Annotated in this window: 24 protein-coding genes; 12 read left to right on the top strand and 12 right to left on the bottom strand. The window is 68.8% G+C overall.

Annotation, left to right across the window (positions count from 1 at the left end; all coding sequences use genetic code 11):
* Positions 1–61: 61 nt before the first annotated feature.
* Both ABY42_RS09570 and ABY42_RS09565 read left to right on the top strand, forming a co-directional pair.
* Positions 62–1,354, top strand: coding sequence for a hypothetical protein (locus ABY42_RS09570; RefSeq protein WP_004976293.1), 1,293 nt, complete (start codon positions 62–64; stop codon positions 1,352–1,354).
* A 243-nt stretch (positions 1,355–1,597) separates the two neighbouring features.
* Positions 1,598–2,335, top strand: a complete 738-nt coding sequence (locus tag ABY42_RS09565; protein WP_004976294.1) for a CPBP family intramembrane glutamic endopeptidase — start codon at positions 1,598–1,600, stop codon at positions 2,333–2,335.
* A 45-nt stretch (positions 2,336–2,380) separates the two neighbouring features.
* On the opposite strand, the gene ABY42_RS09560 is transcribed toward ABY42_RS09565, so the two are convergent.
* Together ABY42_RS09560 and ABY42_RS09555 are read right to left on the bottom strand one after the other, a co-directional pair.
* Positions 2,381–2,839, bottom strand: a complete 459-nt coding sequence (locus ABY42_RS09560; protein ID WP_004976295.1) for an NOB1 family endonuclease — start codon at positions 2,837–2,839, stop codon at positions 2,381–2,383.
* Between the two features lie 18 nt (positions 2,840–2,857).
* A complete protein-coding gene (locus ABY42_RS09555) occupies positions 2,858–3,103 on the bottom strand; it encodes a PRC-barrel domain-containing protein (RefSeq protein WP_004976296.1) in 246 nt (81 codons plus the stop codon).
* Positions 3,104–3,298: 195 nt separating this feature from the next.
* Here ABY42_RS09555 and infB point away from each other — a divergent pair, with 195 nt between their 5' ends.
* Together infB and ABY42_RS09545 are read left to right on the top strand one after the other, a co-directional pair.
* On the top strand, positions 3,299–5,101 hold the full coding sequence (gene infB / locus ABY42_RS09550) for a translation initiation factor IF-2 (protein WP_050459307.1): 1,803 nt from the start codon (positions 3,299–3,301) through the stop codon (positions 5,099–5,101).
* 152 nt (positions 5,102–5,253) lie between these two features.
* Positions 5,254–5,577: a hypothetical protein gene (locus tag ABY42_RS09545; protein WP_004976298.1), complete on the top strand. Its 324-nt coding sequence runs from the start codon at positions 5,254–5,256 to the stop codon at positions 5,575–5,577.
* 25 nt (positions 5,578–5,602) lie between these two features.
* On the opposite strand, the gene ABY42_RS19820 is transcribed toward ABY42_RS09545, so the two are convergent.
* The 6 genes from ABY42_RS19820 to ABY42_RS09520 form a co-directional block, all read right to left on the bottom strand.
* A complete protein-coding gene (locus ABY42_RS19820) occupies positions 5,603–5,764 on the bottom strand; it encodes a hypothetical protein (protein ID WP_004976299.1) in 162 nt (53 codons plus the stop codon).
* A gap of 165 nt (positions 5,765–5,929) precedes the next feature.
* Positions 5,930–6,313 (bottom strand): DUF5811 family protein, encoded by a 384-nt coding sequence (locus tag ABY42_RS09540; protein WP_004976300.1) that lies wholly within the window; start codon positions 6,311–6,313, stop codon positions 5,930–5,932.
* A 148-nt stretch (positions 6,314–6,461) separates the two neighbouring features.
* Positions 6,462–7,310 (bottom strand): sensor histidine kinase, encoded by an 849-nt coding sequence (locus ABY42_RS09535; RefSeq protein WP_082220686.1) that lies wholly within the window; start codon positions 7,308–7,310, stop codon positions 6,462–6,464.
* 92 nt (positions 7,311–7,402) lie between these two features.
* Complete coding sequence (locus ABY42_RS09530; RefSeq protein WP_004976302.1) at positions 7,403–7,876, bottom strand: pyruvoyl-dependent arginine decarboxylase; 474 nt, start codon at positions 7,874–7,876, stop codon at positions 7,403–7,405.
* A gap of 108 nt (positions 7,877–7,984) precedes the next feature.
* Positions 7,985–9,223 (bottom strand): proteasome-activating nucleotidase Pan2, encoded by a 1,239-nt coding sequence (gene pan2, locus ABY42_RS09525; RefSeq protein WP_050459305.1) that lies wholly within the window; start codon positions 9,221–9,223, stop codon positions 7,985–7,987.
* A 401-nt stretch (positions 9,224–9,624) separates the two neighbouring features.
* On the bottom strand, positions 9,625–10,098 hold the full coding sequence (locus tag ABY42_RS09520; protein ID WP_004976305.1) for a deoxyuridine 5'-triphosphate nucleotidohydrolase: 474 nt from the start codon (positions 10,096–10,098) through the stop codon (positions 9,625–9,627).
* A 304-nt stretch (positions 10,099–10,402) separates the two neighbouring features.
* Here ABY42_RS09520 and ABY42_RS09515 point away from each other — a divergent pair, with 304 nt between their 5' ends.
* From ABY42_RS09515 to ABY42_RS09480, 8 genes are all read left to right on the top strand, one after another.
* Positions 10,403–12,367 (top strand): aconitate hydratase, encoded by a 1,965-nt coding sequence (locus ABY42_RS09515; RefSeq protein ID WP_004976307.1) that lies wholly within the window; start codon positions 10,403–10,405, stop codon positions 12,365–12,367.
* A gap of 195 nt (positions 12,368–12,562) precedes the next feature.
* Complete coding sequence (gene rimI / locus ABY42_RS09510; protein ID WP_004976308.1) at positions 12,563–13,051, top strand: ribosomal protein S18-alanine N-acetyltransferase; 489 nt, start codon at positions 12,563–12,565, stop codon at positions 13,049–13,051.
* Between the two features lie 82 nt (positions 13,052–13,133).
* Complete coding sequence (locus tag ABY42_RS09505; RefSeq protein WP_049905181.1) at positions 13,134–16,346, top strand: bacterio-opsin activator domain-containing protein; 3,213 nt, start codon at positions 13,134–13,136, stop codon at positions 16,344–16,346.
* Between the two features lie 161 nt (positions 16,347–16,507).
* Positions 16,508–16,855 (top strand): HalOD1 output domain-containing protein, encoded by a 348-nt coding sequence (locus tag ABY42_RS09500; protein ID WP_004976310.1) that lies wholly within the window; start codon positions 16,508–16,510, stop codon positions 16,853–16,855.
* Between the two features lie 231 nt (positions 16,856–17,086).
* Positions 17,087–17,584, top strand: coding sequence for a DUF5810 domain-containing protein (locus tag ABY42_RS09495; RefSeq protein WP_004976312.1), 498 nt, complete (start codon positions 17,087–17,089; stop codon positions 17,582–17,584).
* 24 nt (positions 17,585–17,608) lie between these two features.
* Positions 17,609–18,127, top strand: a complete 519-nt coding sequence (locus ABY42_RS09490; RefSeq protein WP_050459304.1) for a DUF5809 family protein — start codon at positions 17,609–17,611, stop codon at positions 18,125–18,127.
* Positions 18,124–18,687, top strand: coding sequence for an NUDIX hydrolase (locus ABY42_RS09485; RefSeq protein ID WP_004976314.1), 564 nt, complete (start codon positions 18,124–18,126; stop codon positions 18,685–18,687). Before ABY42_RS09490 ends, ABY42_RS09485 begins: the two co-directional genes overlap by 4 nt.
* The gene (locus tag ABY42_RS09480; protein ID WP_050459303.1) at positions 18,688–19,050 is read left to right on the top strand and encodes a rhodanese-like domain-containing protein; all 363 of its coding nucleotides are present in this window, start codon (positions 18,688–18,690) and stop codon (positions 19,048–19,050) included.
* A 124-nt stretch (positions 19,051–19,174) separates the two neighbouring features.
* On the opposite strand, the gene yciH is transcribed toward ABY42_RS09480, so the two are convergent.
* The 4 genes from yciH to ABY42_RS09460 all read right to left on the bottom strand — a co-directional run bounded on the left by yciH (position 19,175) and on the right by ABY42_RS09460 (position 24,344).
* Complete coding sequence (gene yciH, locus ABY42_RS09475) at positions 19,175–19,468, bottom strand: stress response translation initiation inhibitor YciH (RefSeq protein ID WP_004976316.1); 294 nt, start codon at positions 19,466–19,468, stop codon at positions 19,175–19,177.
* A 66-nt stretch (positions 19,469–19,534) separates the two neighbouring features.
* The gene (locus ABY42_RS09470) at positions 19,535–20,572 is read right to left on the bottom strand and encodes a DUF7096 domain-containing protein (RefSeq protein ID WP_050459302.1); all 1,038 of its coding nucleotides are present in this window, start codon (positions 20,570–20,572) and stop codon (positions 19,535–19,537) included.
* A 147-nt stretch (positions 20,573–20,719) separates the two neighbouring features.
* Complete coding sequence (locus tag ABY42_RS09465) at positions 20,720–21,994, bottom strand: helix-turn-helix transcriptional regulator (RefSeq protein ID WP_050459301.1); 1,275 nt, start codon at positions 21,992–21,994, stop codon at positions 20,720–20,722.
* Between the two features lie 52 nt (positions 21,995–22,046).
* Positions 22,047–24,344, bottom strand: a complete 2,298-nt coding sequence (locus ABY42_RS09460) for a transglutaminase TgpA family protein (protein ID WP_050459300.1) — start codon at positions 24,342–24,344, stop codon at positions 22,047–22,049.
* Position 24,345: the final 1 nt, after the last annotated feature.

Here is a 24,345-nt window from a genome sequence, read left to right as displayed (position 1 = left end):
GGGAGCGGCCGCGATTAAAGCGACCGGTGTCGTTTTGACGCCGGGCGACGCGGCATTCTGTATGCAGGTAGACCTCGGGAACGTCCTCGACACGGCGTCGTCCCACGGCGTCTCGCGCGAGACGCTCGAACGACTCGACGGCCGCGTCGCGGCCGCCCACGACCGCATCGAACGGGGCCGAGAGGCCGGCGAGCACGGCTACGAATCGCTGAACCTCCCGAACAGCACCGACCCCGCGGCGATTCGGGACGCCGTGAGCCGGTTCGACGACCCCTCCGCGGTCGTCACCGTCGGCATCGGCGGGAGCGCCCTCGGCGCGGCCACCCTCACCGACGCCCTCGAAAGCGACGTCGACGCCTACTACCTCGACAACGTCGACCCCGAGGCCGTCGAGCGCCTCCTCGACTCGCTGGACCTCTCGTCGACGGTCGTCAACGTCGTCTCGCGGTCCGGCACGACCGCCGAGACGCTGGCGAACTTCCTCGTCGTGCAGGAGGCGATGGCCGACGCGGGCGTCGACTGGGCCGACCGTACCTTCGTCACGACCGGCGAGGAGGGCAATCTCCGCGACCTCGCCGACCAGCACGACCTCCCGTCGCTCCCCGTCCCGGACGGCGTCCCCGGCCGCTTTTCGGTGCTCTCGACGGTCGGCCTCGCCGCCGCGGCCCTCTGCGGCCACGACATCGAGGCGGTGCTGGAGGGCGCGGCCGCACAGGAAGCGCGCCTGTCGGACTCGCTTTTCGACTCGCCCGCCTACGCCTACGGCGCGGTCTCCTACGCCCTCGCCGAGCGCGGCCTGCGGCAGAACGCGATGATGCCCTACGCCGAGTCGCTCGAAACGTTCTCCGAGTGGTTCGCCCAGCTGTGGGCCGAGTCGCTCGGAAAGGACGGCCTCGGCCAGACGCCCCTGCGAGCGCTCGGCGCGACCGACCAGCACTCCCAGCTCCAACTGTACCGCGCCGGCCCGCGCGACAAGCTCGTGACGCTCGTCCGCGCCACGGAGCGCGAGGACGTTTCCATCCCCGAGACCGACCTCGACGGCCTCGCGTACCTCGGCGGCTCGTCGCTCGGCGAACTGCTCGACGCCGAGTTCGAGGCGACCGAGGCGAGCCTCGCCGCGGCCGGCTGTCCGAACGTCCGCATCGAACTCGACCGCGTCGACGAGTACGGGCTGGGCGAACTCCTCTACGCGATGGAGGCCGCCTGCGTCCTCTACGGCGAGCTCGCCAGCGTTGACACGTTCATCCAGCCGGCGGTCGAGTGGGGCAAGCGCGCCGCCCGCGGCCTGCTCGGCGGCGGCGACTTCGCGGAGGCCGACGCGGTCGAAGAGAAGTCGCGGCTGGTCGTGGAGTAGTCGGAGCGAGAGTCTCGCGGCGACCACGGCCGAGAACTAACTTTTGCGGCGACCACTGAACGACCACCCAGCGACGACCACCGAACGACCACCGAACAGTCCATGGGCGGGAGCTTTCGAGGGGGGTCCCGAAGTCCGGTTCTCCTCTCGAAACGACGCAAACGGCGCAGAGTCACGAGACTCCACGGAATCACGAGAATCGACCCGAATCGGTTATCCGACCCCGTTCCGAAGGGGAGGGCAATGGCACACGACACCGCCCGCACGTCTGCGAGCCCCGCAGACCACCTCCAAGCGTACGGTGGCATCATCATCGTCGTCGCCCTCTCGCTCCTCGTCGGCGCGACGTTCGGCTCGCTCGCCGGCGGCCTCGCTCGCGGCGTGGTTCCGGGTGACACCGCACTCATCGGCGCGATACAGAGCGCCGGGCAGTTCGTCGGCTTCGGCGTCGTCGGCGCGGGCTACCTCGCCGCCCGCGACGACTGGGACCTGATTCGGTTCGAGCGACCGACCGCGCGCGACGCCCTGTGGATCGTCGGCGGGTTCGTCGCCGTGATGGGCGTCTACCTCGGCGCGTCGGCGCTGATGTCAGCGCTCGGCATCCAGAGCGGCGACAGCGTCATCGCCCAGCAGGGCCGCGAGAACCCGGTGTACTTCCTGTATCTCACCGTCGTCACCATCGTCCTCGTCGGCCCGGCGGAGGAACTCATCTTCCGCGGCGTCGCCTTCGGCGAACTCCGCCGACTCTGGGGTCCCGCGCCCGCGGTCGTCCTGTCGAGTCTGGTGTTCGCGTCGATTCACGTCTGGTCGTTTTCCGGCGAGGGGGCCTTCGTCTCGCTGGGGATGGTGTTCCTCCTCGGGAGCGTCCTCGCGCTCGTCTACGAGAAAAGCGGGAACCTGCTCGTCGCCGCGCTGGTCCACGGGCTGTACAACGCGGTCCAGTTCCTCGTGAGCTACGCGCAGGCGACCGGCATGGTCTGAAAAAGAACGTCGGACAGCCGAGTCGAGTCGGCCGGTTCGACCGGCTTACGCCGGATTCTTCCGCGACAGCTCCATCCCGCAGATGGGACAGCGCTCTTTGTTCTCGTCGAACTCGCGGCCGCAGCCCTGACACTGGAACTTCCAGCTCCGCTGTTCTGCGATGCCGTCTTGGGCGATGACTTCGACGCCGACGTTGAGCCGCTCGGCGACGTTCTGCATCGCGTAGTCGTCGGTGACGAGCGTCGCGTCGAGTTCGAACGCGGCGGCGATGAGGCGCGTGTCGGTCTCCGAGAGCACGTCGCGGTCGCCGGTCTCGCCCGCGGCGCGGAGCACCTTGTCCACGGTTCCCTGTCCGGGGATGTGGACGTACATGCCCGCGCCTTCGAGCGCGTCGAACCGGAAGGCGTGCTCGCCGGTGAGTTCTTCCTTGACGAGGGGAATCGAGGCCGTCTCGTCGTCGGTGTGGTACTCGTTGATGAACGCAGAAGCGTCGAGAATCCGCATTGAGAATCTATCCTGAAACTACCGTTGGACGACGATGTAATCCTTGACCGCCTGCACGCGGTTCACCGGGACACGGAACCGACCGCGGTCGTCCTGGTCGAACGCCACGCGGCTCGGGGCGACCTGCTCGTTCGGCTGGACGAGGAGGTCGTGAAGCTCGCCCGATTTCAGATCCATCGTGATGTTGTACAGCATCCCGAGTTCCGTCCCGTCGGACCCCATGACGGCCTTTCCGGAGAGGTTCTCGGCGAGTATGTCGGCCATACACACCCCTTCCTCGCCGGTTCACATAAACGACACGGGCACGTCTGACGGGCGGCCGACGAGCGAATCCGGACCCGAGCGTGGGCCGCGAGAACAGTCGACACGGCGAATCGCGGGGTCGTGCGCCCGTGACGATGGACTTAACTTGAGTCACCGACTCGATTCCGGTAAGAGCTTTCTCCGGGGCGATTCTCCATGTCCGACACTGATTCGACGTCACAATCCGATACGCTTCGCACACCCATCGTGGCCGTCCTCGGCCACGTGGACCACGGGAAGACGAGTCTTCTCGACAAGATTCGCGGCTCCGCCGTCAGCGAGGGTGAGGCCGGTGCCATCACCCAGCACATCGGCGCGACCGCGGTCCCCTTAGACACCGTCTCGCAGATGGCCGGCAGCCTGGTCAAACCCGAGGACTTCGACCTCCCGGGGCTGTTGTTCATCGACACGCCGGGCCACCACTCCTTCAGCACCCTCCGCTCTCGCGGCGGGGCGCTCGCCGACATCGCCATCCTCGTGGTCGACGTGAACGACAGTTTCCAGCCGCAGACCGAGGAGGCCATCGACATCCTCAAACGAACGGGGACGCCGTTCATCGTGGCCGCGAACAAGATAGACACGACGCCGGGCTGGAACCCCCAAGAGGGGGCCCCCATCCAGAAGACCTACGAGGAACAGTCCCAGCGCGCCCGCTCGAAACTCGACGAGAAGCTGTACGAGATTATCGGCGAACTCTCCGACCGGGGCTTTTCCTCTGACTTCTACTGGCGCGTCCAGAACTTCCAGTCCAACATCGGCGTCGTCCCCGTCTCCGCGCTCACCGGCGAGGGCATTCCGGACCTGCTGGGCGTCCTCATGGGCCTCTCCCAGCGCTACATGAAAGACGAGATGGCCATCGACGTGGCCGGCCCCGGTTCCGGGACGGTCCTCGAAGTCAAGGAGGAACGCGGCTTCGGCGCGACCCTCGACGTGGTCCTCTACGACGGGACGATTCGCGCGGGCGACACCATCGTCGTCGGCGGCGCGAACGACCCCATCGTCACCGAGGTCCGCGCGCTCCTCCAGCCCCGACCGAACGCCGAGATTCGCACCGAAAAGCGGTTCGACAAGGTCGACGAGGTCGGTGCCGCGGCCGGTGTGAAAATCGCCGCCCCCGACCTCGAAGACGCGATGGCCGGCGCGCCGGTCCGCGTCGTCGGCGACCGCGACCTCGACGAGGTCATCCGCGAGGTCGAAGCCGAACTCGCCGACATCGAAGTGACGACCGAAGAGGAGGGCGTCGTCGTCAAGGCCGACACGCTCGGCAGCCTCGAAGCGATGGCGAACGCCTTACAGGAGGCCGAAGTCCCCATCCTCCGCGCCGAGGTCGGCGACATCGCCCCGCGCGACGTTGCCGTCGCCTCGACCGCCCGCGAACCCGAGCACAAGGTCATCCTCGGCTTCAACGTGGACGTGCTCTCGAACGCCGAGGCCGAACTCGACAAGAACGACGTGAAGCTGTTCGAAGACGACGTCATCTATCAGCTCGTCGAGGAGTACGAGGAGTACGTCGACGAGATGAAACGCGCCCAGCAGGAGACGATTCTCGACAAAATCGTCCGGCCGTGTCGCTTCCGCATCCTCCAGGACCACGTCTTCCGGCAGAACAACCCCGCCGTCGTCGGCGTCGAAATCATGTCCGGGACCATCAAGAACAACATGAACGTCGTGAAGTGGGAAGACGGCGAGCCCACTCGCGTCGGGCAGCTCTCGGGCATCCAAGAGAACGGCGAGGACGCGTCGAGCGCCCGCGCCGGCTCGCGCGTCAGCGTCGCCATCGACGGCCCGACGGTCGGCCGGCAGATAGACGAGGGCGACGAACTCTGGATCGAACTCCCCGAGAAGCACGCGAAGATTCTCGAACAGGAGCTCCGCGACGACATCCCCACCGACGAACTGGAGGCGCTGTCCGGCTACCTCGAAAAGCACCGCCGCCGCGACCCCTTCTGGGGGAAGTAGGCGACTCACCGCGCCCGGTTTCTCGCGGATTCACCGCGCCCGCGACGCCCGCCCGACGCGGTCCGGACGGCCGTTCCATTCGACCACCGGGACCGACCCGTCCGGCGAAATAGCTATTATTCACACGTTCGTACTCGTCTCCGAGTGGTATCATGCGCACACGAACTCCCCATAGCGACAGCATCGTCTCGGAAGCGACGCGGTACGACGCCATCCTCGCGACACTGCCGCTCCCAATAGTCGTCGGGACGGCGGCCGGCACGCTCTCGCCGCTCCCCCTCTCGCTCGTCGTGGGGGCGAGCGGCCTCGTCTCGGCGGCCGTGCTCGCTTACGGGTTGTTCGTTGCGACGCCGCGGTCGGCCGTCGGGCCGACACGCGGGTCGGATGCGTCCGCCGAGACCGACGTCCCGCTCGGCGGCGTTACGTCTCGCGCTCGCGACGACACCGGGCGAAACCGTCGTCGCGGGAGCGTCTGAGCGAGTTCACGCACTCGTTTTGCACTCAGGGGCGGTTCCACTCCCAGAACCAGTACGCCGCGCCGAACAGCATCAGCCCCGCGCCGAGCGCGGAGGTCGCCGGTTCCGGGAAGACAAACAGGAGGAATCCGACGATGATGAGCGTCGTCGGGCCGATCTCGTCCGCGTATCCGAGGAGCGAAGCCATACCTCCCTTTCGACCGCCTCCGTGAAGTGTATTGTTCTCGTTCTGAGAGGACGAGAGCGCTCGGAAGCGAAGCGACAGGCCGTGAAAGGAGTCGCGGAGTGAATCGGTCGGCGACCGCGCGTCAGTCGCCACTCGGACCCCGACGGCGGCGGGGGTCGTTCGGGGTTACCGCGCGGCGGGCGTGAGGTCGTCGCCGACGGCGCTCATCACCTGGAACGCCGCGGTCGCGGCGAGTCCGCGGGCGACCTCGTTTCGGTCCTCGTCGGTGAGTCCGGCGTCGAGTTCGTCGGCGTCCGGCGAGAAGCCGGCGCTGACGGGGTGGCCGACGGGCGGGTGGACGGCCACGGTCGCCAGCGGTCCGTTCGACCCCGTCGAGAGCTCCGAGCCGACGGCGAACCCCTCGGGGAGGTACGACTCGGTGCGCGAGACGATGCCGGCGACGGCCCGCCGGAGTGCGTCCATCTGCTCGACGGTCAGTTCTCGGTTGGCCGACGGCTGGCCGGCCCCAGCCACGCCGGGAGCGCCCGCATATGGGTTGTTCCCGTTCATCAGTCGTCTGCGATACGGGAAGGACGTGTAAAAAGCCGTCGTCGGCGGTGATGTGGCGAGCGAATCGAAACCGGGTGACGACGCGGTTGCGACGCGGGCGAGACCGTCGCGGCGCGGACGAGACCGTCGCGGCTCGGTCGCGGCGCGGTCACGACCCCGTCCGCGGGAGCGACACGGTGACTACGGTCCCGTGGGCCTTCGGCTTCGAGATGTCGAGGGAGCCGCCGGACGCGTCGACGATGGCGCGAACCAGCCAGAGGCCGACCCCGCTCGTGTGCGAAAGCGGCGTCTCCGAGCCGGAAAGGAGGGCGTCGCGCTCGGCATCGGGGATACCGGGGCCGTTGTCGGTGACGGTCACCCCGGCGACTTCGCCGAGTTGCCAGACGCCGACGTGCACCTCCGGTTCGTCGCAGTCGGCGTGGACGACGGCGTTGTCGAGTAACTCCGCGAGACTCCGCGGGAGCGCCGGATGCGCCCGCACGACGAGCGACTCCGGCGAGGCGACCGAGACCTGCACCTCCGGATACTCCATTTCGAGGTCCTCGACGGCGTCCGCGACCGCACAGGAGAGGTCGACGTCGACCTCGTTCCCCTCCGCGAGTTCGACGGTGCGGAGGAGCGCGACCTCGTCGCTCACTTCGACCAGCCGGTTCGCGCGCACCTGAATCGCCTCGACCGGGTCGATGTTCGAACCCGCGTCGCCTTTCGACTCGACGAGTTCGGCGTAGCCGAGGATGGCGGTGCAGGCGTTTCTGATGTCGTGTCTGAGGATTCGATGGAGGACGCTCGTGTGTGCGAGCGTCGACTCCAGTTGCTCGGAGGTCCGGTTCAGTTTGGACTGACTCCGGTTGACGAGGGCGTACACCAACAGCGCCGAGAGGCCGACGAACAGCCATCCCTTCGCCGTCTGGATGAGTTCGTGGTTCGGGAGTCCCTCTACGAGACTGTCGCTCGTCGCGACCCAGAGGAAGCCGAAGGCGGCGTAGATAAGCGCCACTCGCCCGGGAGACAGGTCGAACGGCGCGTCACCACTCATGCCGGAAGGGTTCTCACAAAAGCTGATGAGTCCGTCGGTCAGCGCGGGGACCGTCAGAAGATGGATTCGCTCTGCCCGTAGGCCGCGACCGTGACGGCGGTGGTGTAGCCGTCGCCCTCGTGGGTCCCGGTCGTGAGCGCGACTTCCTCGTCGTCGAACGACCACTCGCGGAGGTTCCGGCCCGCTTCGAGCCCGTCGAGGACGGCCGCGCGAACGCTCGCTTCGTCGGTGCCGGACGCCTCGTAGAACAGGCCGGGTCCGGAGCCGGTCGCCCAGCCGAGGCCGGCGACGACCGTCTCGCCGGGCGTCGAGGTGGTCTCGCGGGCCTGCACCACGGTCAGTCGGTTGCCCGCCGGGCCGAGGTCGGGGGCCACGTCGACCGCCTCGACGGTCGCGTCGGCGGGGACGACCGAGGAGACGGCGACGAGGTTGTAGTTGTGGACGTTGGCGGCGGCGAGGGCGGCGTCGTACGACGCCATCTCGGTGGGGGCGGTGCCGACCCCGCGGACGACGCGAATCGTGTTCATGTCCGAACTCTCGCGGCGGCGGAAAAGGGGGTTACGAATAGTGGCGCTCGAAAGCCGGGGCGAGGCGGGGGCGTCGACGACCGCCGCGACGCCGGTTCCCGGCCGGGTTCAGTACTGGTAGTCCGTGAAGCCCGAGATGGGGCCGGTGCCGGACTCCTCGACGTTCGAGAGCTTCTCGTGGGCGGCGTCGAAGTCCGCGCCCGTCACCTCGGTCCGGCCGTCGCGGATGGCGAACATCCCGGCCTCGGTCGTGAGCGACGCGATGTCCGCGCCGGAGTAGTCGTCGAGTTCCTCGGCGAGCGCGTCGAGGTCCACGTCGTCGGCGACGTTCATGTCGCGGGTGTGGATGTCGAGGATGCGGCGGCGGCCCTCGACGGCGGGCTTGGGCACCTCGATGAGGCGGTCGAACCGGCCCGGCCGGAGAATGGCCTCGTCGAGCATGTCGAAGCGGTTAGTCGCCGCGATGATGCGGATGTCGCCGCGGTCGTCGAAGCCGTCCATCTCCGAGAGCAGTTGCATCATCGTGCGCTGAACCTCGGCGTCGCCGGAGGTCTTCGAGTCCGTGCGCTTCGAGGCGACGGCGTCGATTTCGTCGATGAAGATGACCACCGGTTCGCGCTCGGCGGCGAGCTTGAACAGGTCGCGGACGAGCCGCGCGCCCTCGCCGATGAACTTCTGGACGAGTTCGGAGCCGGCCATCTTGATGAACGAGGCGTTGGTCTCGTTGGCGACGGCCTTCGCGAGCATCGTCTTCCCCGTTCCCGGCGGGCCGTACAGGAGCACGCCCGCGGGCGGGTCGATGCCGACTTCCTCGAACATCTCGGGGTTCTCGAGGGGCTGTTCGACCGCCTCGCGGACCTCGCGGACCTGCTCGTCGATGCCGCCGATGTCGTCGTAGGTGACCGTCGGCGACTCGACGACCTCCATCGCCTGCGCCCGCGCGTCCGTCTCGTCGTCGAGGACGGTCTGGACGGCGAACGAATCGTTGATGGCGACGCGGTCGCCGGGTTCGATGTCGTCGATGTTCAGGCTCGGTGCGAACTCGGTCAGGACCTCCTGGTTGTTGCCGTGCTGCTTGATGATGACGCCGTCGTCGGTCAGTTCTTCGACCGTGGCGATGTAGTACGAGGCCGTCTTCAGGGCCTCGTTTCGCGCCTTCATCTGGTCGACCTCGTCGACCAGTTCGGCGTGACGGTCGTCGGCGTTCTGGAGCCGCTGGTCGAGTTCGCGGTTGACGTCGACCATGCGTTCGAAGTGCTGGCGGAGTGCAGAGAGGCGCTCTGCATCCGACATCTCGGGGTCCAGATCGAGATGAGGACGTTCCGGGAGAGATGGACTCCGTGACATCAGTGATTGGCCACACTTAGGCATGCGCGTAAATGTGCCTTTGGGTCAGAGAACACGAGTGCGCCGCTCGAAGCGGTTTTAGGTGACAGCGCCCCCGTGGCCGCTCGCTTTCCGGGCGAATCGAAGGCCCGCGGGCGGTGTCTGCGACTCGCGCGAAGCGAAACGGGCCCAACAGGAACACGCGCACTGAAGAAGGTGTGAAAGGAGGAAGTTGCGGAGGTTCGGTGTGTACAGGTCGCCCCTCGTTTCGGCCCGACATGTCCTCCGCGAGGACAAATACGACGCCCATCGACTTGAAACGAATTCGTAATCGCCGAGAACGTCCCGTAAATCGGGATGTCGGTATTCATCCGGTACGATCCGCCGAGCGATGCCTCCGGAGCGCCATCGACCGGAAGCCGTCAGCGGGTCCGCTCGCCCTGATAGCTACCGTCGTAGGTCCCGTCGTGGTTCGCGTCCGCGAGGACGATTTGAGCCACGCGCGCGCCGCGTTCGAGTTCGACCGGGTGGTGGACCTGCAAGAGCCCCTCGCCTTTCCCCTCGTAGCCGGCGTCCCAGACGGCCGTGTTCAGCATACAGGAGTTCCGCATGAGCGACGACCGCGGGTAGATGAAGCCGACGTGGTCTTCCGGGATGTGGACCGTCTCGGCGTACTGGAGGACGTAGCCGCCGGGGTCGAGTCGGTACGTCTCGGCGTCCGGGTCGGCGAACTCGAGGGGCCGACGCTCGCCGATGGTCTTCCCTTCGCGGCCGAGGCGGCCCGGTTCGACCTGTTCGAGGACCGCTTCGAGCGTCAGGTCGACGCCGTTCGGTTGGACTTGTTCGGCCGTGACCGGCGAGATGTGCTGTGCGACGAACGAGCCAGCGCGGTGCATATCCGAACCCCGTTCAGGGGGCGCAAAACTGTGCCGAACCTCGGTCGGTCGGCGGCCCGAGGACGGTGTCGATTCCGAGGTCGTGACGGGGTCCAAACACCCCGGTTTCGGGGGGGTATGAGAGCCCGAATCGCCCTCCATCTGGGGCGGTGACGACCCCCGCGGTGACAAGTCACATGGGAGAACCAACAAGGAGTTTAATGGCCCTTAGACGCTAGAAACCCCGAGACGGCGCTATCGTTCACGTTCGAAGATAGGGAAGTACGCGGGATTTATATCCGAGGACCATCGACGTTCGGGTGTTATGGGACAGACGCTCACGGAAAAGATTCTCTCGGACCACCTCGTCGAGGGTGACCTCACCCCCGGAGAGGAGATCGGAATCGAAATCGACCAAGTCCTGATGCAGGACACGACTGGGACGATGGTGTGGCTCCAGTTCGAGGCGCTCGACCTCGACGAGGCCCAGACCGAACTCGCCGCCCAGTACTGCGACCACCAGACCTACCAGTTCGACTTCAAGAACACGGACGACCACCGCTTCCTCCGTTCCGCGGCCGGGACATATGGTGCCCACTTCTCCCGCCCCGGTAACGGTATCTGCCACAACGTCCACAAGGAGAACTTCGCCGCGCCCGGCAAGACGCTCCTCGGCTCGGACTCCCACACGCCGACGCCCGGCGGCCTCGGCCAGCTCGCCATCGGTGCCGGCGGCCTCGACATCGCTGTCGCCATGGGCGGCGGCGCGTACTACGTCGAGATGCCGGAAGTCGTGAACGTCCGCCTCGAAGGCGAACTCCCCGAGTGGTCCTCCGCGAAGGACGTCATCCTCGAGATGCTCCGCCGCGAGACCGTCAAGGGCGGCGTCGGCAAGGTGTTCGAGTACACCGGCCCCGGTGCTGAATCGCTCACCGTGCCCGAGCGAACCACCATCACCAACATGGGAACCGAACTCGGTGCCACCTCGTCGCTCTTCGAGACCGACGAGAAGACCAAGGACTACCTCGAGCGCCAGGGTCGCGGCGACGAGTACGTCGAGCTGACGGCCGACGACGACGCCGAATACGCCGACGAAATCGTCATCGACCTCGGCGACCTCGAACCGCTCATCGCCTGCCCGTCGATGCCCGACAACGTGGTTCCGGTCCGCGAAGTCGCCGGCGAGAAGGTCGAGCAGGTCCTCGTCGGTTCCTGTACCAACGGCGGCTACGAGGACGTCCTCCCGGCCGCGAAGATGGTCAAGGACCAGGAAGTCGCAAAGCACCTCGAGATGATCGTCGCGCCCGGTTCGAAGCAGGCCGGCGAGATGCTCGCCCGTCAGGGCTGGACGGCAGAGATGATGGCGGCCGGCGTCAACGTCTCCGAGGCGACCTGTGGACCGTGTATCGGTATCGGCCACGTCCCCGCCTCCGACTCCGTCTCGCTGCGCACCTTCAACCGCAACTTCGAGGGCCGCTCGGGCATCGAAGACGACAACGTCTACCTCTGTTCGCCGCAGGTCGCCGCCGCCGCGGCGCTCAAGGGCGAAATCGTCGACCCGCGCGACCTCGCCGACGAACTCGGTCTCGACGCCCCCGGCATCGAGCTCCCCGACAAGTACGACGGCTCGAAGACGGACCTCATCTACGCCGAAGACGCCATCGACGACGAGCTCATCAAGGGCCCGAACATCGGCGAGGTTCCCCTGCAGGACCCCCTCGGCTCCAACATCTCGGGTGAGACCCTCCTGAAGATGGAGGACAACATCACGACCGACCACATCATCCCGGCGACGTCCGACATCCTCAAGTTCCGCTCGAACATCGAGCGCCTCTCGGACTTCACGCTCTCGCGCGTCGACGAGACGTTCGCCCAGCGCGCCAAGGATGCCGGCACCGGCGTCCTCGTCGCGGGCGAGAACTACGGTCAGGGTTCCTCCCGCGAACACGCCGCGATGTGTCCGATGTACCTCGGCATCGAGGCCGTCCTCGCGCAGTCGTTCGCCCGCATCCACAAGGCGAACCTGTTCAACTTCGGTATCGTCCCCCTCGCCATCGACGAGGAGACCTACGCGAAGATCGAACAGGGCGACGACGTCGAAATCGTCGACGACGTTGCCGAAGCCGTCGAATCCGGCCAGGAAGAGTTCACCATCCGCGTGAACGACGACTGGGAAGCGACGGCGAACCTGCACGCCTCCGAGCGTGAGCGTCGTATCCTCACCGCCGGCGGCAAGCTCCCCCTCACGAAGCAGCAGGCCGAGGGCGGCGCTGCCCCCGCGGACGACTGAACGCGACCAACACACCTTCTCACTTTTTCGCCCGGCGAGCGGCGGCCACCGCGCGGCCGGAGTAGTGCACCGCCCGCTCCCGTGCGCGTCTGTCTCGACGTCGGTTCCGCGTCCGTCCGACGACCGTCCGGACCCGTGCCGACCGTCCGCACCCGTGCCGTCGGGCTTTTGCGTGCCAACCACGTAGCGCCGGGCGTGACGGCGTTCGACGACGCGCTCGCCGGCGACTTGGTCGTCAGGCGGGTCGACCGGGCGGACCTCCTCGACGTGCTCCGCATCGAGCGGACGTGTTTCTCCGAGCCGTGGCCGTACTCCGCGTTCGAGATGTTCGTCGACGAGCCGGCGTTCCTCGTCGCCGCCCGCGGAGACGAGGTGCTCGGCTACGTCGTCGCCGACGTGATGCCGAACCACGGCAACGACATCGGCCACGTGAAGGACCTCGCGGTCCGCCCGGAGGCCCGCGGGAACGGCCTCGGCCGGCGGCTGCTCGTCCAGTCGCTGACGGCGATGGCCATCGCGGGCGCGACGGTCGTGAAGCTCGAAGTCCGCGTCTCGAACGAGCCGGCCATCGGCCTCTACCGGAGCCTCGGCTTCGAGCCCGCCCGCCGGGTGCCAGGCTACTACGGCGACGGCGAGGACGCGTACATCATGGTCCTCGACGTGGCGGAGTGGCAGCGCGCCTGACAGGACCGCTCGCGGCCGAAGGAGCGCTTATCACGACGAGCCGCGTACACGGGTTGTGTTACCGTCCCCCACCGTGCTCTGTCTGAGTGACGACGGCGAGTTCGCGGCGTCCCTCGACTCGTCGCTGTCGTCGCTCGACGGAGCGACGACCGTCCGGCACGTCCGCACCCCCGCCGCGGCGCGCGCGGAACTCGTTTCCGCCTCGGCGGCCATCTCCTGTATCGTCCTGGCCGCCCCCACGGCGGCCGGCGACGAGGGGGCGTTCGTCCGCGACATCTACGCCCAGGGTATCGACGTCCCGGTCGTCGTCGCGGCCGCCGACCAGGAGACCGCGACCCGCGCGGTCGAAGCCGGCGCGACGGACTACGTCGTCCGCGACGACGACCCCGAGACGATGTCGTGGCTCGCCTTCCGCGTCGAGCGGGCGCTCGGCGAGTGCACCCTCGCTCGGAGCCACCGGGACCGAATCGAACAGCAGCGCGTCGTCTCCGAAATCGGAACGCGGGCGCTGACCGCCGTCGACCTCGACTCGACGCTCGACCACGCCGCGAGTCGCGTCCGCGACGTGCTCGACGCCAGTTCGGTCACGATTTTCGAGGGCCTCGACGACGGCGCGTTCCGCGTCGCCGCCGCCGCGGGCTGGTCGGCGAATCGGGACCACGGACTCGCCGCGGCCGGGGGGACGCAGGCGGTCGAGACGTACCGGTCCGGGCGTTCGACGCTCGTCGACGACTTCGACGACGACGAGCGCTTCGAGCACGCGAGCGACGCGGGCCCGTCGGGACCGAAAAGCGGAATGAGCGCGGCCATCGGCGGCGACGACACCCGGTGGGGAGTCATCGCCGTCCACGGCGTCGCCAGCGGGCAGTTCTCCGACGACGACGTGCTCTTCTTGGAGAACATCGCCGCCGTCGTCGGCGCGGCGACCGAACGGCACGAGCTGAAAAGCGCCCTCTCGGAGGTCTTAGAGCGGATGGACGAGGCGGTGATGGGGTTCGACGCGGACTGGCGCGTCACCTACGTCAACTCGACGGCCGAACACGGCCTCGGGATGTCGGCCGAGGCGGTGTTGGGGACGCGAATCTGGGACTCGGTACCCGAGTCGGCCGTCTTCCGCGAGGAGTTCGAGCGCGCGATGGAGCGACAGGAGCCGGCGACCTTCGAACAGTACTACGACCGCCTCGAAACGTGGTACGCGGTTCGGGCGTACCCCTCAGAGACGGGGCTGTCCGTCTACTTCACCGACATCACGGAACAGTTGGAACACGAGGTCGAAGCCGAGCAGTACGGGCGGATGCTCGCGGCCGTCGCCGACGCGGTGTACGCGCTGGACGACGAGGGTCGGTTCGCGGCGGTCAACCCCGCGTTCGAGCGCCTCACCGGACTCGACCGCGACCGCGTCATCGGGTCGTCGACGGCGTTGCTCACCGAGAACGCGAGCGCGACCGACGGCAGCGACGAGGCGTTCGCGTCGACCTCGCAGGGAATCGTGGAGTTGGACCTGCGGACGCCCGACGAGGGGGTCGTCAGAGTCGAGGACCACCGGACGCCGCTGGTCGTCGGCGGGGAGGAGGTCGGCTCGGTCGGCGTCCTCCGCGACGTGACGAAGCGACACCGCTACGAGCGCCTGCTCGCGACGCTCCACGACCGGACCCGAGAGATGATGGGCGCGACCGACCGACAGGCGGTCCTCCGGGCCGCCGTCGACGCCTGCGACGAGGTGCTCGGCGACGCCCGGACGGAGCTGTTCGTCTTCGACGAGGCGGACACGAGCCTCGTCCGGGTCGGCGCGGCCGGAACCGGCCTCGGCGACAAGCCGGTCGGGGGCGGCCTCGACCGCGGCGGGGTCTGGGACGCGTTCGTCTCCGGCGAGGTCCGCGTGGTCGAACTCGCGCCCGACGGGGGCGTCGTCGACGGCGTCGAGCGCGTCATCGCCGCGCCGCTCGGTCGTCACGGCGTCCTCGTCACCGGCCACCCCGGCACCGTCGCGCCAGACGAGGTCGACGTGGAGCTCGTGAACCTGCTTTCTGCGACCGTCGAGGAACTGCTCGACCGAATCGACGCCGAGGCGGAACTACGCGAGCGCGACCGGCGGCTCGAGGCCCAGAACGAGGCGCTCACCCGACTCGACCGAATCAACGCGACCATCCGGAACATCAACCAGTCGCTCATCCGCGCGCCGACCCGCGGCGAGGCGCTTTCGGCCGTGGCCAAGCACCTCGTCGACGCCGACGACTACGCCATCGTCTGGCACGCAGAGGCCAGGGACGTAGACGAGACGTACCGGCCGACGAGCGACGCGGTCCACGGCGCTGACACCGCCTACGCCGACCGGCTCGGAGAGGTGGCGTCCGCTGAGCCGCTGTTTCCCCTGCTCGAAGCCGCCGTGGAGACCCGGGAGATACAGGTGGTAGCGGACGTGCTCGACGACCCCGCGTGGGCCGACCACCGAGGCGACGCCCTCAGCTACGGGTTCCGCGCTATCGCGGTCATCCCCGCAGTCGCCGACGACCGGGTGGAGGCGCTGTTCGTCGTCCACGCCACCGACCCGGACGCCTTCGCCGACGACGACGGCCTGCTCACCGACCTGGGCGAGACGGTCGGCTACGCCCTCGCGGCCACCGGGCGCGCCGACGCCATGCTGACCGAGCGCCGGACGGACGTGCAGGTACAGCTCGGCGGCGACCGGCTGTCGCTGTCGCGGCTCGCCCGGCGCGTCGGCCGCGCGGTGAGCCTCGGCGGCGTCATCCCGAACTCCGACGGCTCCGTTATCGCGTTCGTCACCAGCGACGCGGAACCCGAGGAGGTCGTCGCCGCCGGGCGGGACATCGCGACGCGCGTGCGCCACGTCTCGACCGACGACTCGGGGTCCCTGTTCGAACTCCGCCTCCCGCGGGAGTCGCTGTTCGAGACGCTGTACGCCTCGGAGGCGACCCTGCGCGCGCTCGACGCGACGCCGACCCAGACCACGCTCACCGCCGAGGTGCCGGAGCGAATCCGGGTCCGGTCGTTCGTCGACGCGCTCGACTCGAACTACCCGGGGACGAGTCTGCTGTCGCGGCGGACCGCGGACGACGGCACCGAGTCGCCGCAGACGTTCGCCGCCGAGATGCGCGAGGCGTGGACGAGCCGGCAGTACGAGTCGATTCGGGCGGCCCACCTCTCCGGATTCTACGAGTGGCCGCGCCGCAGCACCGCCGAGACGCTCGCCGAGACGTTCGACATCAGCGCGCCGACCTACCAGTACCACCTGCGCGCGGCCGAGCGAAAACTGGTCGGGCGCGTCTTCGAATGATAACATACCACATGAGAACCAGCGATACCAGCTGATTTTCAGTTACGGTTCTAGGTACCTAGAGGTGACGCGCGCGCCACCACTAGTTGGATAGCAGCGACCGATATATTCACGAACGTCGTCGGCTCGGATGTCGGCGAGGCGCCGACGCGAACCGAACCATGGACGAAACTCGCGTGTTACCGGGCAACGATGTGGGATGGAATACGGGGACGACCGACGAGGTCGTCGCCCGACACGACTGGAGCGGACGAGACACCCTCGCGGTGACCGTCGTCACCGCGGCCGCCCAGTTGCGAGACGTGGACGCCGTCGACCTCCCGCCGCTGTCCGAGACTATCGACCCCGACGCGCTCTGCCAACTGTTCGCTCCGCTGGCGCGGGCACCGGCGACGGACGGCGGCACCCGCGGGTCGGTCGTCCCGTCGCGCGGTCGAATCGGGTTCCGGTACGCTGCCTGCGACGTGACCGTCTGGGCCGACGGAACGGTCATCGTCAAGTCCGCCTGACGCATCGACACACGAACGAATCGGTATCACCACCACCCACCACCACACGACGCGGCACCTCGTTCGGTGCCGCGAGAGCCGACCGTCGCCCGCGACCCACCCACCACCGCGCGGGCGACGCGGCCACATTTCCTTCGACGACCGACGACGCCGACGCGGCGCGACGCAACGCGACAGAGCACGACGCGAGAGTGCGACGGGTTTTGGTACACAGAGCCGCTACCGGAGGGCATGGGATACGCCTGTCCGGTCTGCGACGCGCCGCAGCGCGACGAGACGCACCTCGCGAACCACCTCGCGTTGCAGGCCATCGTCCACGGCGACGACCACGAGACGTGGCTGGACGAACACGTCCCCGAGTGGAGCGACCTGAACGCCGACTCGCTCGGCCCGCTCGTCTCCGACCTCGCCGAGGAACGGGAGTTCGACGAGGTGTTCGAGGACACGGTCGACCGCACGGGAGGCCGAGGTCACGGTCACGACCACAATCACGGCCACGACATCCCCGACCGACAGCCGCAGCAGTTCGGCGGCTCCGGCGGGTCGCAGTCGCTGTCTGGCGACGCGGCGCGCATCTTCGAGGAGGCGCAGTCGCTCACCCGCGAGATGTACGAGGAGGGAGAAGACGGCGAGGGAACCGGCGACGACGAGCACGCGGGGCGTGACGACGCCGGCGACGCCGGTGACGCCGACAGTGCCGACGACGACGCGGACAGGAAAGAGTCGTAAGTCCGGGTCCCGAATCGACTGGCGATGGAAACCCACGGGACGATTGCTCCGGCGTCGCTCGACGAGGCCGAGGCCGCCTTCGACCGCGTCGGACCGACCGCACAGGTGGTCGTCCGCGAGACGGCCAAGGCGATGGACTTCGACCGCGAGGAGTACCGAGAGCGCGTGACCGGCGACGTAATCGAGACCGTCCGCAACGCGCTGTTCGCCGAGTCGCTTTCGGTCTCCGTCGGCACGCGCGACGAGTTCGACGACTGGTGCGCGGCCCACGAGCGCTACGAGGTCGTCGAACTCGGCAACCCCGACGTGGACCGCGTCGCGTGGCACGCGGTTCCGTTCGCCGAGACGGTGCTGGCGACGACGTTCCAGAACGAGGAGGACGCCGCCGTCAGTACGCTCCGACGCAACGCCTTCGGCCGCGTCTACCGCGACGCGCTCCTCGGGGAGGAAGCCGAGACCGACGAGGCGGCCGCGGCCGACGATGACGCCGCCGAGACCGACGACGACGACGAAACCGACGACGCGACCGGAGCGGGCCGATGACCGACGACGGCCGCCGTCACGAGCGCCTGCCCGACCCCGAGTGGCGCGTGCTGGAATCCGAAACCGAGTACGAGACCGGCTGGTTCACCGGCGGCTACGACCTCGTCGAACAGCCCAACGGGACCACGAAGCGCTACTACTGGGCCGAACTGGCGACCGCGGTGGTCGTCGTCGCCGTCGCGGACGACCACGTCGTCTTCGTCGAGCAGTACCGGCCGAACATCCGCCAGACCCAGCTCGAACTCCCCGCGGGCGTCGTCGAGAAGGGAGAGTCGTTCACCGACGCCGGACTGCGCGAACTCCGCGAGGAGACCGGCTTCGCCGCCGACTCCGCGTCGGTCGTCGGCGACGTGTGGTGTTCGACCGGCGTCCTTCGCCACCGCCGCGGCTTCGTCTTCGCCGAGGGGCTCACGCCGGTCGAACGCGACCTCGACGACAACGAGTTCCTCTCGGTCCGCGCCGTACCGGTCGAGGAGGCCATCGAGCGGGCGACCGAACCGCCGACGAACGACGCGACCGTCGAGGGCGTCCTCCTCGCCCGCGACGAGGGCCTGCTGTAGATGGTCGACGAAATCTCCCCCGCGGCGGTCGAGGAACTCCTCGACGGCGAGGACCCGCCGCTCGTCGTCGACGTGAGTACCGAGGCCGAGTTCGCGCTCGGGCACGTGCCGGGGAGCATCAACATCCCGCTTTCCGACCTCGTCTCGCACCTCGACCGCGTCGCGGGCGCAGAGCGCATCGTCACCGTCTGTCCGCGGGGCGAGGCGAGCGTGCAGGCCGTCCGCCTGCTTTCGGCCTACGAGGGGACCGAAAACGCCCGTATCGAGAGCATGGCCGGCGGACTCGACGCGTGGGACGGCCCGCTCGAAGCGGGTATCGACGAGGGCGAAGACGACGGCGAAGGCGACCGTGGACGCCGCTGAGCGGCGGCGTCGCTGGAGCGTGACGCGGCCGCGGACACGAGCGGTCGGACGACCGACGGACTAACGGCTCGTGTGCGCTGAGTTGCTTCGAAAAATCTCGACGGCGGGCTAACTCAGAGGTCGGTCACGCGACGTTGAACCCCTTTTCGCGGAGGAAGTCCTCCACGCGGCCGCGGTGGTTGCCTTGGAGCTCGATGGAATCGTCTTCCACGGTTCCACCGCAAGCGAATTTCGACTTCAGGTCCGACGACAGGCTGTCCATGTCGACGTCCTTCGGGTCGAATCCCTCGATGACTGTAACCTCTTTTCCGTAGCGGCGCTCGTCGATGCGGATGACTATCTCCTGAGACTCTTTCGCCACGTCCTCGCAGACGCAGAGCTCTTCAGGGAGCCCGCACGTCGAGCAGACTTCCGACATTACAGTGTGGACCTACAGGATGGGGATATTAAACAGTATCGGGAGGCGGGGTCGCCGTCCCCGGCTTCAAGCGCCCGAGTCGTCCGTGGACGACGTTTCCGATTCGTCGTCCGCCGTCGCGTCGTCGGTCGTGGTCGTGCCGTCGTCGTCGGACTGCCCGTCGTCGGTGGTCACCGCGGGGGCGCTCCCGTCGGCGTCCTTCGCCCGCTTGTCGTTTCCGGGCGGCGTCTCCGGGGCGTTGCCGCGGTTGCCGTCGCCGGACGAACCCTCGGACGCGTCGTCGGTCACGCCGGTCGCGTCGGTCGCGTTTCCGGCGTCTTCACGAACGTCATCGGCGCGGCCGCTCGCCTCAGAACGCGAGTTTCCCGGGGCATCGCTCCGTCCCGCTTCGTCAGACCGCCCGTTGCGGCCGGTTTCCGACTCGTTTTCGGCGCGGTCGCGGCCGATTCCCTTCCCGGGGTTCCCCGCGATTTCGCGGGCGATTTCGGCGACTTCGGGGCCGGTGAGTTCGCTCGCGTTCGTGCGGAGCCTATCGAGTTCGGCCGTCTCGACGCCGCGCGCCGAGAGCTCCTCGGCGGGGACCGTCGAGGCGGCGTCGGCCGTCTGGTTCAGCATGCTCCGGGTGCGCTCGATGTCGGCGACCGTCTGGGTCAGCCGCGCGCGGTACTGGCCCTCCGAGAGGGTGCCGTTTTCGCGCTGGGCTTCGAGGCGGTCCCTGCGCTGTTCGAGTTCGGTGAGGCGCTCGCGCACCGTCACGACCTGCGTGGCGACGACCGCGGCCTTCGAGGCGTTCGAGTTCGCGTTCGCGAAGCGCGCTTCGAAGGTACGGCGTTCGAGTTCCCCGTCGGTCTCGGAGCCCTGCACGCCGATGACGGCGGACAGGCGCTGACCGGGGAGCGTCTCCGACGACGCGGCGCTATCGTTGGCCGCCGTGTCGTTGGTCGCGCTGTCGTTCGCGGTCGTCTGTGCGACGGGAGCGGCGGCCGAGCCATCGGTGGCCGTTATTCCCATCGGTCCGGCCGGGGCGGCGAGAGCGAGCGGTGCGCCAACCGTCGCCAGCAACACGGCGGCGACGACGGCGAGCGCAGCGGTTCGTCGACTCATCACTCTCGTTTTGGAACCCCGTTCCGATATAAACGTGCGGTCGTGCCCCCGAATCAACTCCAGTCAACGGCAGTTTGAGCGCCGCGTACGGGTCGCCGCCGTCTTCCGATTAGGGACCGACCACCGACCTAAACGGTCGTAAGGTATTTATTCCCCTTTCGAGCCGCCGCCGTCCTCGTCGTCCGCGTCGTCTTCTGGCAGACGGAGGACGTTCTCGCGGCCGAGGCGGAAGCCCTCGATGGTTCCCTCGTCGCGCATTCCGCGGACGACCTTGCTCGTCTTGGCGTCGGTCCAGTCGAGCGCGCCGGCGACCTCCTGTTGCTTGATGCGGCCGCCGCGGGACTCGATGAGTCGGAGGACGCGCTCTTCGTTGCTCAGGAGTTCCGGCGGCGGACTCGGCTCGCCGTCCTCGTCGCCCGCGGCGGAGTCGTCGTCGGCTTCGTCTGCACCGGCTCCGGCGCTCGCCGCGGCGGTCGCTGCGTCGTCGGCCGCCGCCGAGTCGGCTTCGCCCGCGCTCGCGGTGGCCGAGTCGGTGGACGCGCCGGCGTCCGTGCTGCCAGCCGCGCCGGCCGCGTTTGCGCCGCCGCTGTCGCCGTCGCCGCCGCCGAGCGCGCCCCGCGAGCGGAGATAGAGCGCGCCGGCACCGACGAGGACGACGAGGACGAGCGCGACGAGCGCGGTCGTCGTCGGGAACGGGTCGTCGTCCGCGACGGGCGTCGCCGAGTCTGTCGGTGTCGCCGTCGCCGTCGTTCCGGAGCCGCCAGCGCCGCGTTCGAGGACGACGTTCGGCTCGCCCGAGACGAACTCGGTCTGGGAGCCGCGCCAGATGACCGTGTGTTCTCGCGTCTCGTCGCCCGCTGGTTCGACGGTCGCCGCGTCGTACTCGTCGGGCCACGAGAGGATGAGCCGGGAGCTACTGTCGAGGAAGAAGCCCTCGATGGCGTCGCCGACGACGAGGCGGTCGCCGTCGACCGCCGCGAAGTTGGACCACTCGAAGGAGTACGAGACGACGCCGAAGCTATCGGGGAGCGACCGCGTCTCCGCCGAGACCGAGACGTTCGTGGCGGCCATCTCCCGGCCGGTGGCGTTCTCTGCGGCCCCGACGGTCGAGGCGATGCGCTCCGCGAACGCCGAGGTGTAGTCGTCCGGGTTGGCCCGCACGTCGTCTCGGAGCGATTGGAAGGCATCGGTCGTGTTCTCGTCGTCGAGTCGGGTCCAGTACTGAATCTCCCAGCGGGCGTCGCCGCTCTCGGAGACCTCGACGACGATTCGCGTGCTGTCCGGTTCGACGCCCTGTTGGACGAGCGGTTCGACGCCCGGCCCGCTCGCGGTGCCCTCCTGTGCGGCCGCGGTCGGCGCGACCACGGCGAGCACGCAGAGGGCGGCACACAGGACTGCGAAGACAGCGTCTCGTGTCGCCATTGACCGTTCGTGCGAGCGCACGCAGAAAAAGTGACGCGGTTCTTCGCGCCGCTCAGTCCGCCCAGCGTCTGACGAGCGGCAGACGAGCGCGGACGACGGCGTTCGCCGCGGCCACGGCCTCGTCCGCGTCGGCGCGGGTGACGCCGTCGCCGTACTTGGCGCGCTCGTAGAGTCGGCCGACCTGTCGGGTCCGCTCGTCCACGCCGACGCGGGAGAGCGAATCGAGGTACGCCCTGACCGTCTCGCCGGGGCGGCGCGGGCGGTAGTCGCGTTCGAGGGCGAGTTCGAGGCGGTCGTACGCCCGGAACACGTCGTCCGCCGGCGAGTCGGTGCGCCGCTGATACGCCGCGGTGGCGAACCGGAGGTGCGCCGGGAGCCGGGTCCGCCTGACGCCGGCCACCACGCCGAGGAGGCCGACGAGACCGACGAATATCGTCTCCCGCGACGGCATCTCGGGGACGAGTCCGTCGTCCTCGTCGCCTTCCGTCGCGCCGTCGCCGGTCGGCGTGATGCCGAGGCGCTCGTCGATGTTGGGACCCGGCGCGCTGCTGTCGACGGGCGTCGAGTTCGTCTCGGTCCCGTTTTCCGTCGGCGTCTCGGTGTCGTTCGCGGTCGTCGTGGGCTGTTCGGTCTCGTTGGACTCGGCGTTCGTCTCGTTGGTGTCGACGCCCAGTCGACCCTCGTTTCGGGCGTCGCTGAGGGTGGTCGACTCCGCGTCCTGCCGGGGGCCGGCGGGTGTCGGGTCGAAGCGGACCCAGCCGGTGTCCTCGAAGTAGACTTCGACCCACGCGTGGGAGTCGAGGCCGCGGACGACGTAGCGGTCGCCGTCGACGCGCTCGCCGGTCGTGTAGCCGGTGACGAAGCGCGCGGGGACGCCCTCCGAACGGAGCAGCACCACCATCGTCGAGGCGTAGTAGGTGCAGTAGCCGGCGTCCATCTCGAAGAGGAACGACTCGGCGATGTCGCCGTCGGGACGGGACACCCGGAGCGAGTACTCCTTGTTGGCTTCGAGCCACTCCTCGACGGCGACGGCTTTGTCGTACGGCGTCTCCGCGTCGCCCGTTATCTCGGCGGCGCGGTCGCGGACGCGGTCGGACGTGCTGTCGGGGAGCGCGAGATACCGCTCGCGAATCTCGTCGGGGTAGTCGGTGCCCGTCCGCCGGAGCGACGCCGCGGTGTACTGCGGGACGGCGCTCGTGACGTTGTAGGTCTCGCCGATTTCGACGGCTCGGTCGGGGCGGAGGTTCCCCTGCTGGGTGACGAGCGTCTCGTTTTCGATGTCGCCGGAGACGGCGACGGGCCGCCACGCCGCAGGCATCGAGTCGAGCGGCGTCGCCGGCGTGACGGTCTGGCGGACCAAACGCGACGGCCCCTCGGGCCCGGCCAGCCGACCACCCTCGTAGTCGCGGGTGTCGCCCGTTCTGACCCAGCCGTCACCGGTGTAGCGGTCGAACGTCGCCGTCTGCCAGTAGTCCGGCGAGGTGCTCTGGACCTCGAAGCGGACCTGCGGCGAGAGGCTGATGCTCCCGACGATGGAGATGCGGTCGTCGGCGCTCACGAGGCTGGCCTCGACGGTCGGCTGTTCGGCCACGCCCTCGTCGGGGATGACCGGCGACCCGCCCGCGCCGGGGAGGACCGTGACGGTGGCCGAGAGGACGACCATCGCGGCGAGGACGATCGTCAGCACGTCGAGTTGGCCGCCGGCGCTCCCGAAGCGGTCGATGCCGTCGAAGCCGACCGCGGCCATGCCCGCGCCGACGCCGAGGAGCGTGAGCGTCCCCGTCGCGTCGGTGGTGAGGACGAACAGGCCGAGGCCGCTCCCGGCGACCGCGACGGCCGGCGCGATTCGCCCGCGGACCGCGAGGTACCACGCGAGGAACACCGGGCCGGGCGTCACCGCGAGCGCCCACACGTCGGCCGACAGGAGTCGGAGCGCCGAGAGGCCGCTGAGGAGCGCGAACGTGTCGGCCAAAAGGCGCTCCGGCGAGAGCAACGCGACTTGGCTCTCGGGGAGCGCGAGGAAGTACGCCGCGAAGCCGCCGGCGGCGATGAGGGCCGCGAGACCGAGCGCGTAGCGGGGGCGGAGCGTCCAGCCAACGACGGTCGCGAGGGCGAGCGTCCCCGCGGCGAGGAGGACGAACTGGTCGCGACGACCCACGACGTTCGTGATGTCGTAGACGACCGCGAGGAACGCGCCGATGAGGACCAGCGAGGCCGCCGTCGCGAGGAGGTCGGCGGGGACGCCGAAGACGGTGTTCGTCGCGGAGGACGCCGACCCCGTCGCTGACGCCGACGCGCTCGCGGCCGACCGCGACGAGTCCGAGCCGCGCCGGTTCGTGTCCGTGCTCATC

The organism is Haloferax gibbonsii, from assembly GCF_001190965.1.
In the GTDB taxonomy this organism is placed as follows: domain Archaea; phylum Halobacteriota; class Halobacteria; order Halobacteriales; family Haloferacaceae; genus Haloferax; species Haloferax gibbonsii.
Note: the sequence above shows the minus strand (reverse complement) of the source record. Positions and strands in the feature narration are given on the sequence as shown.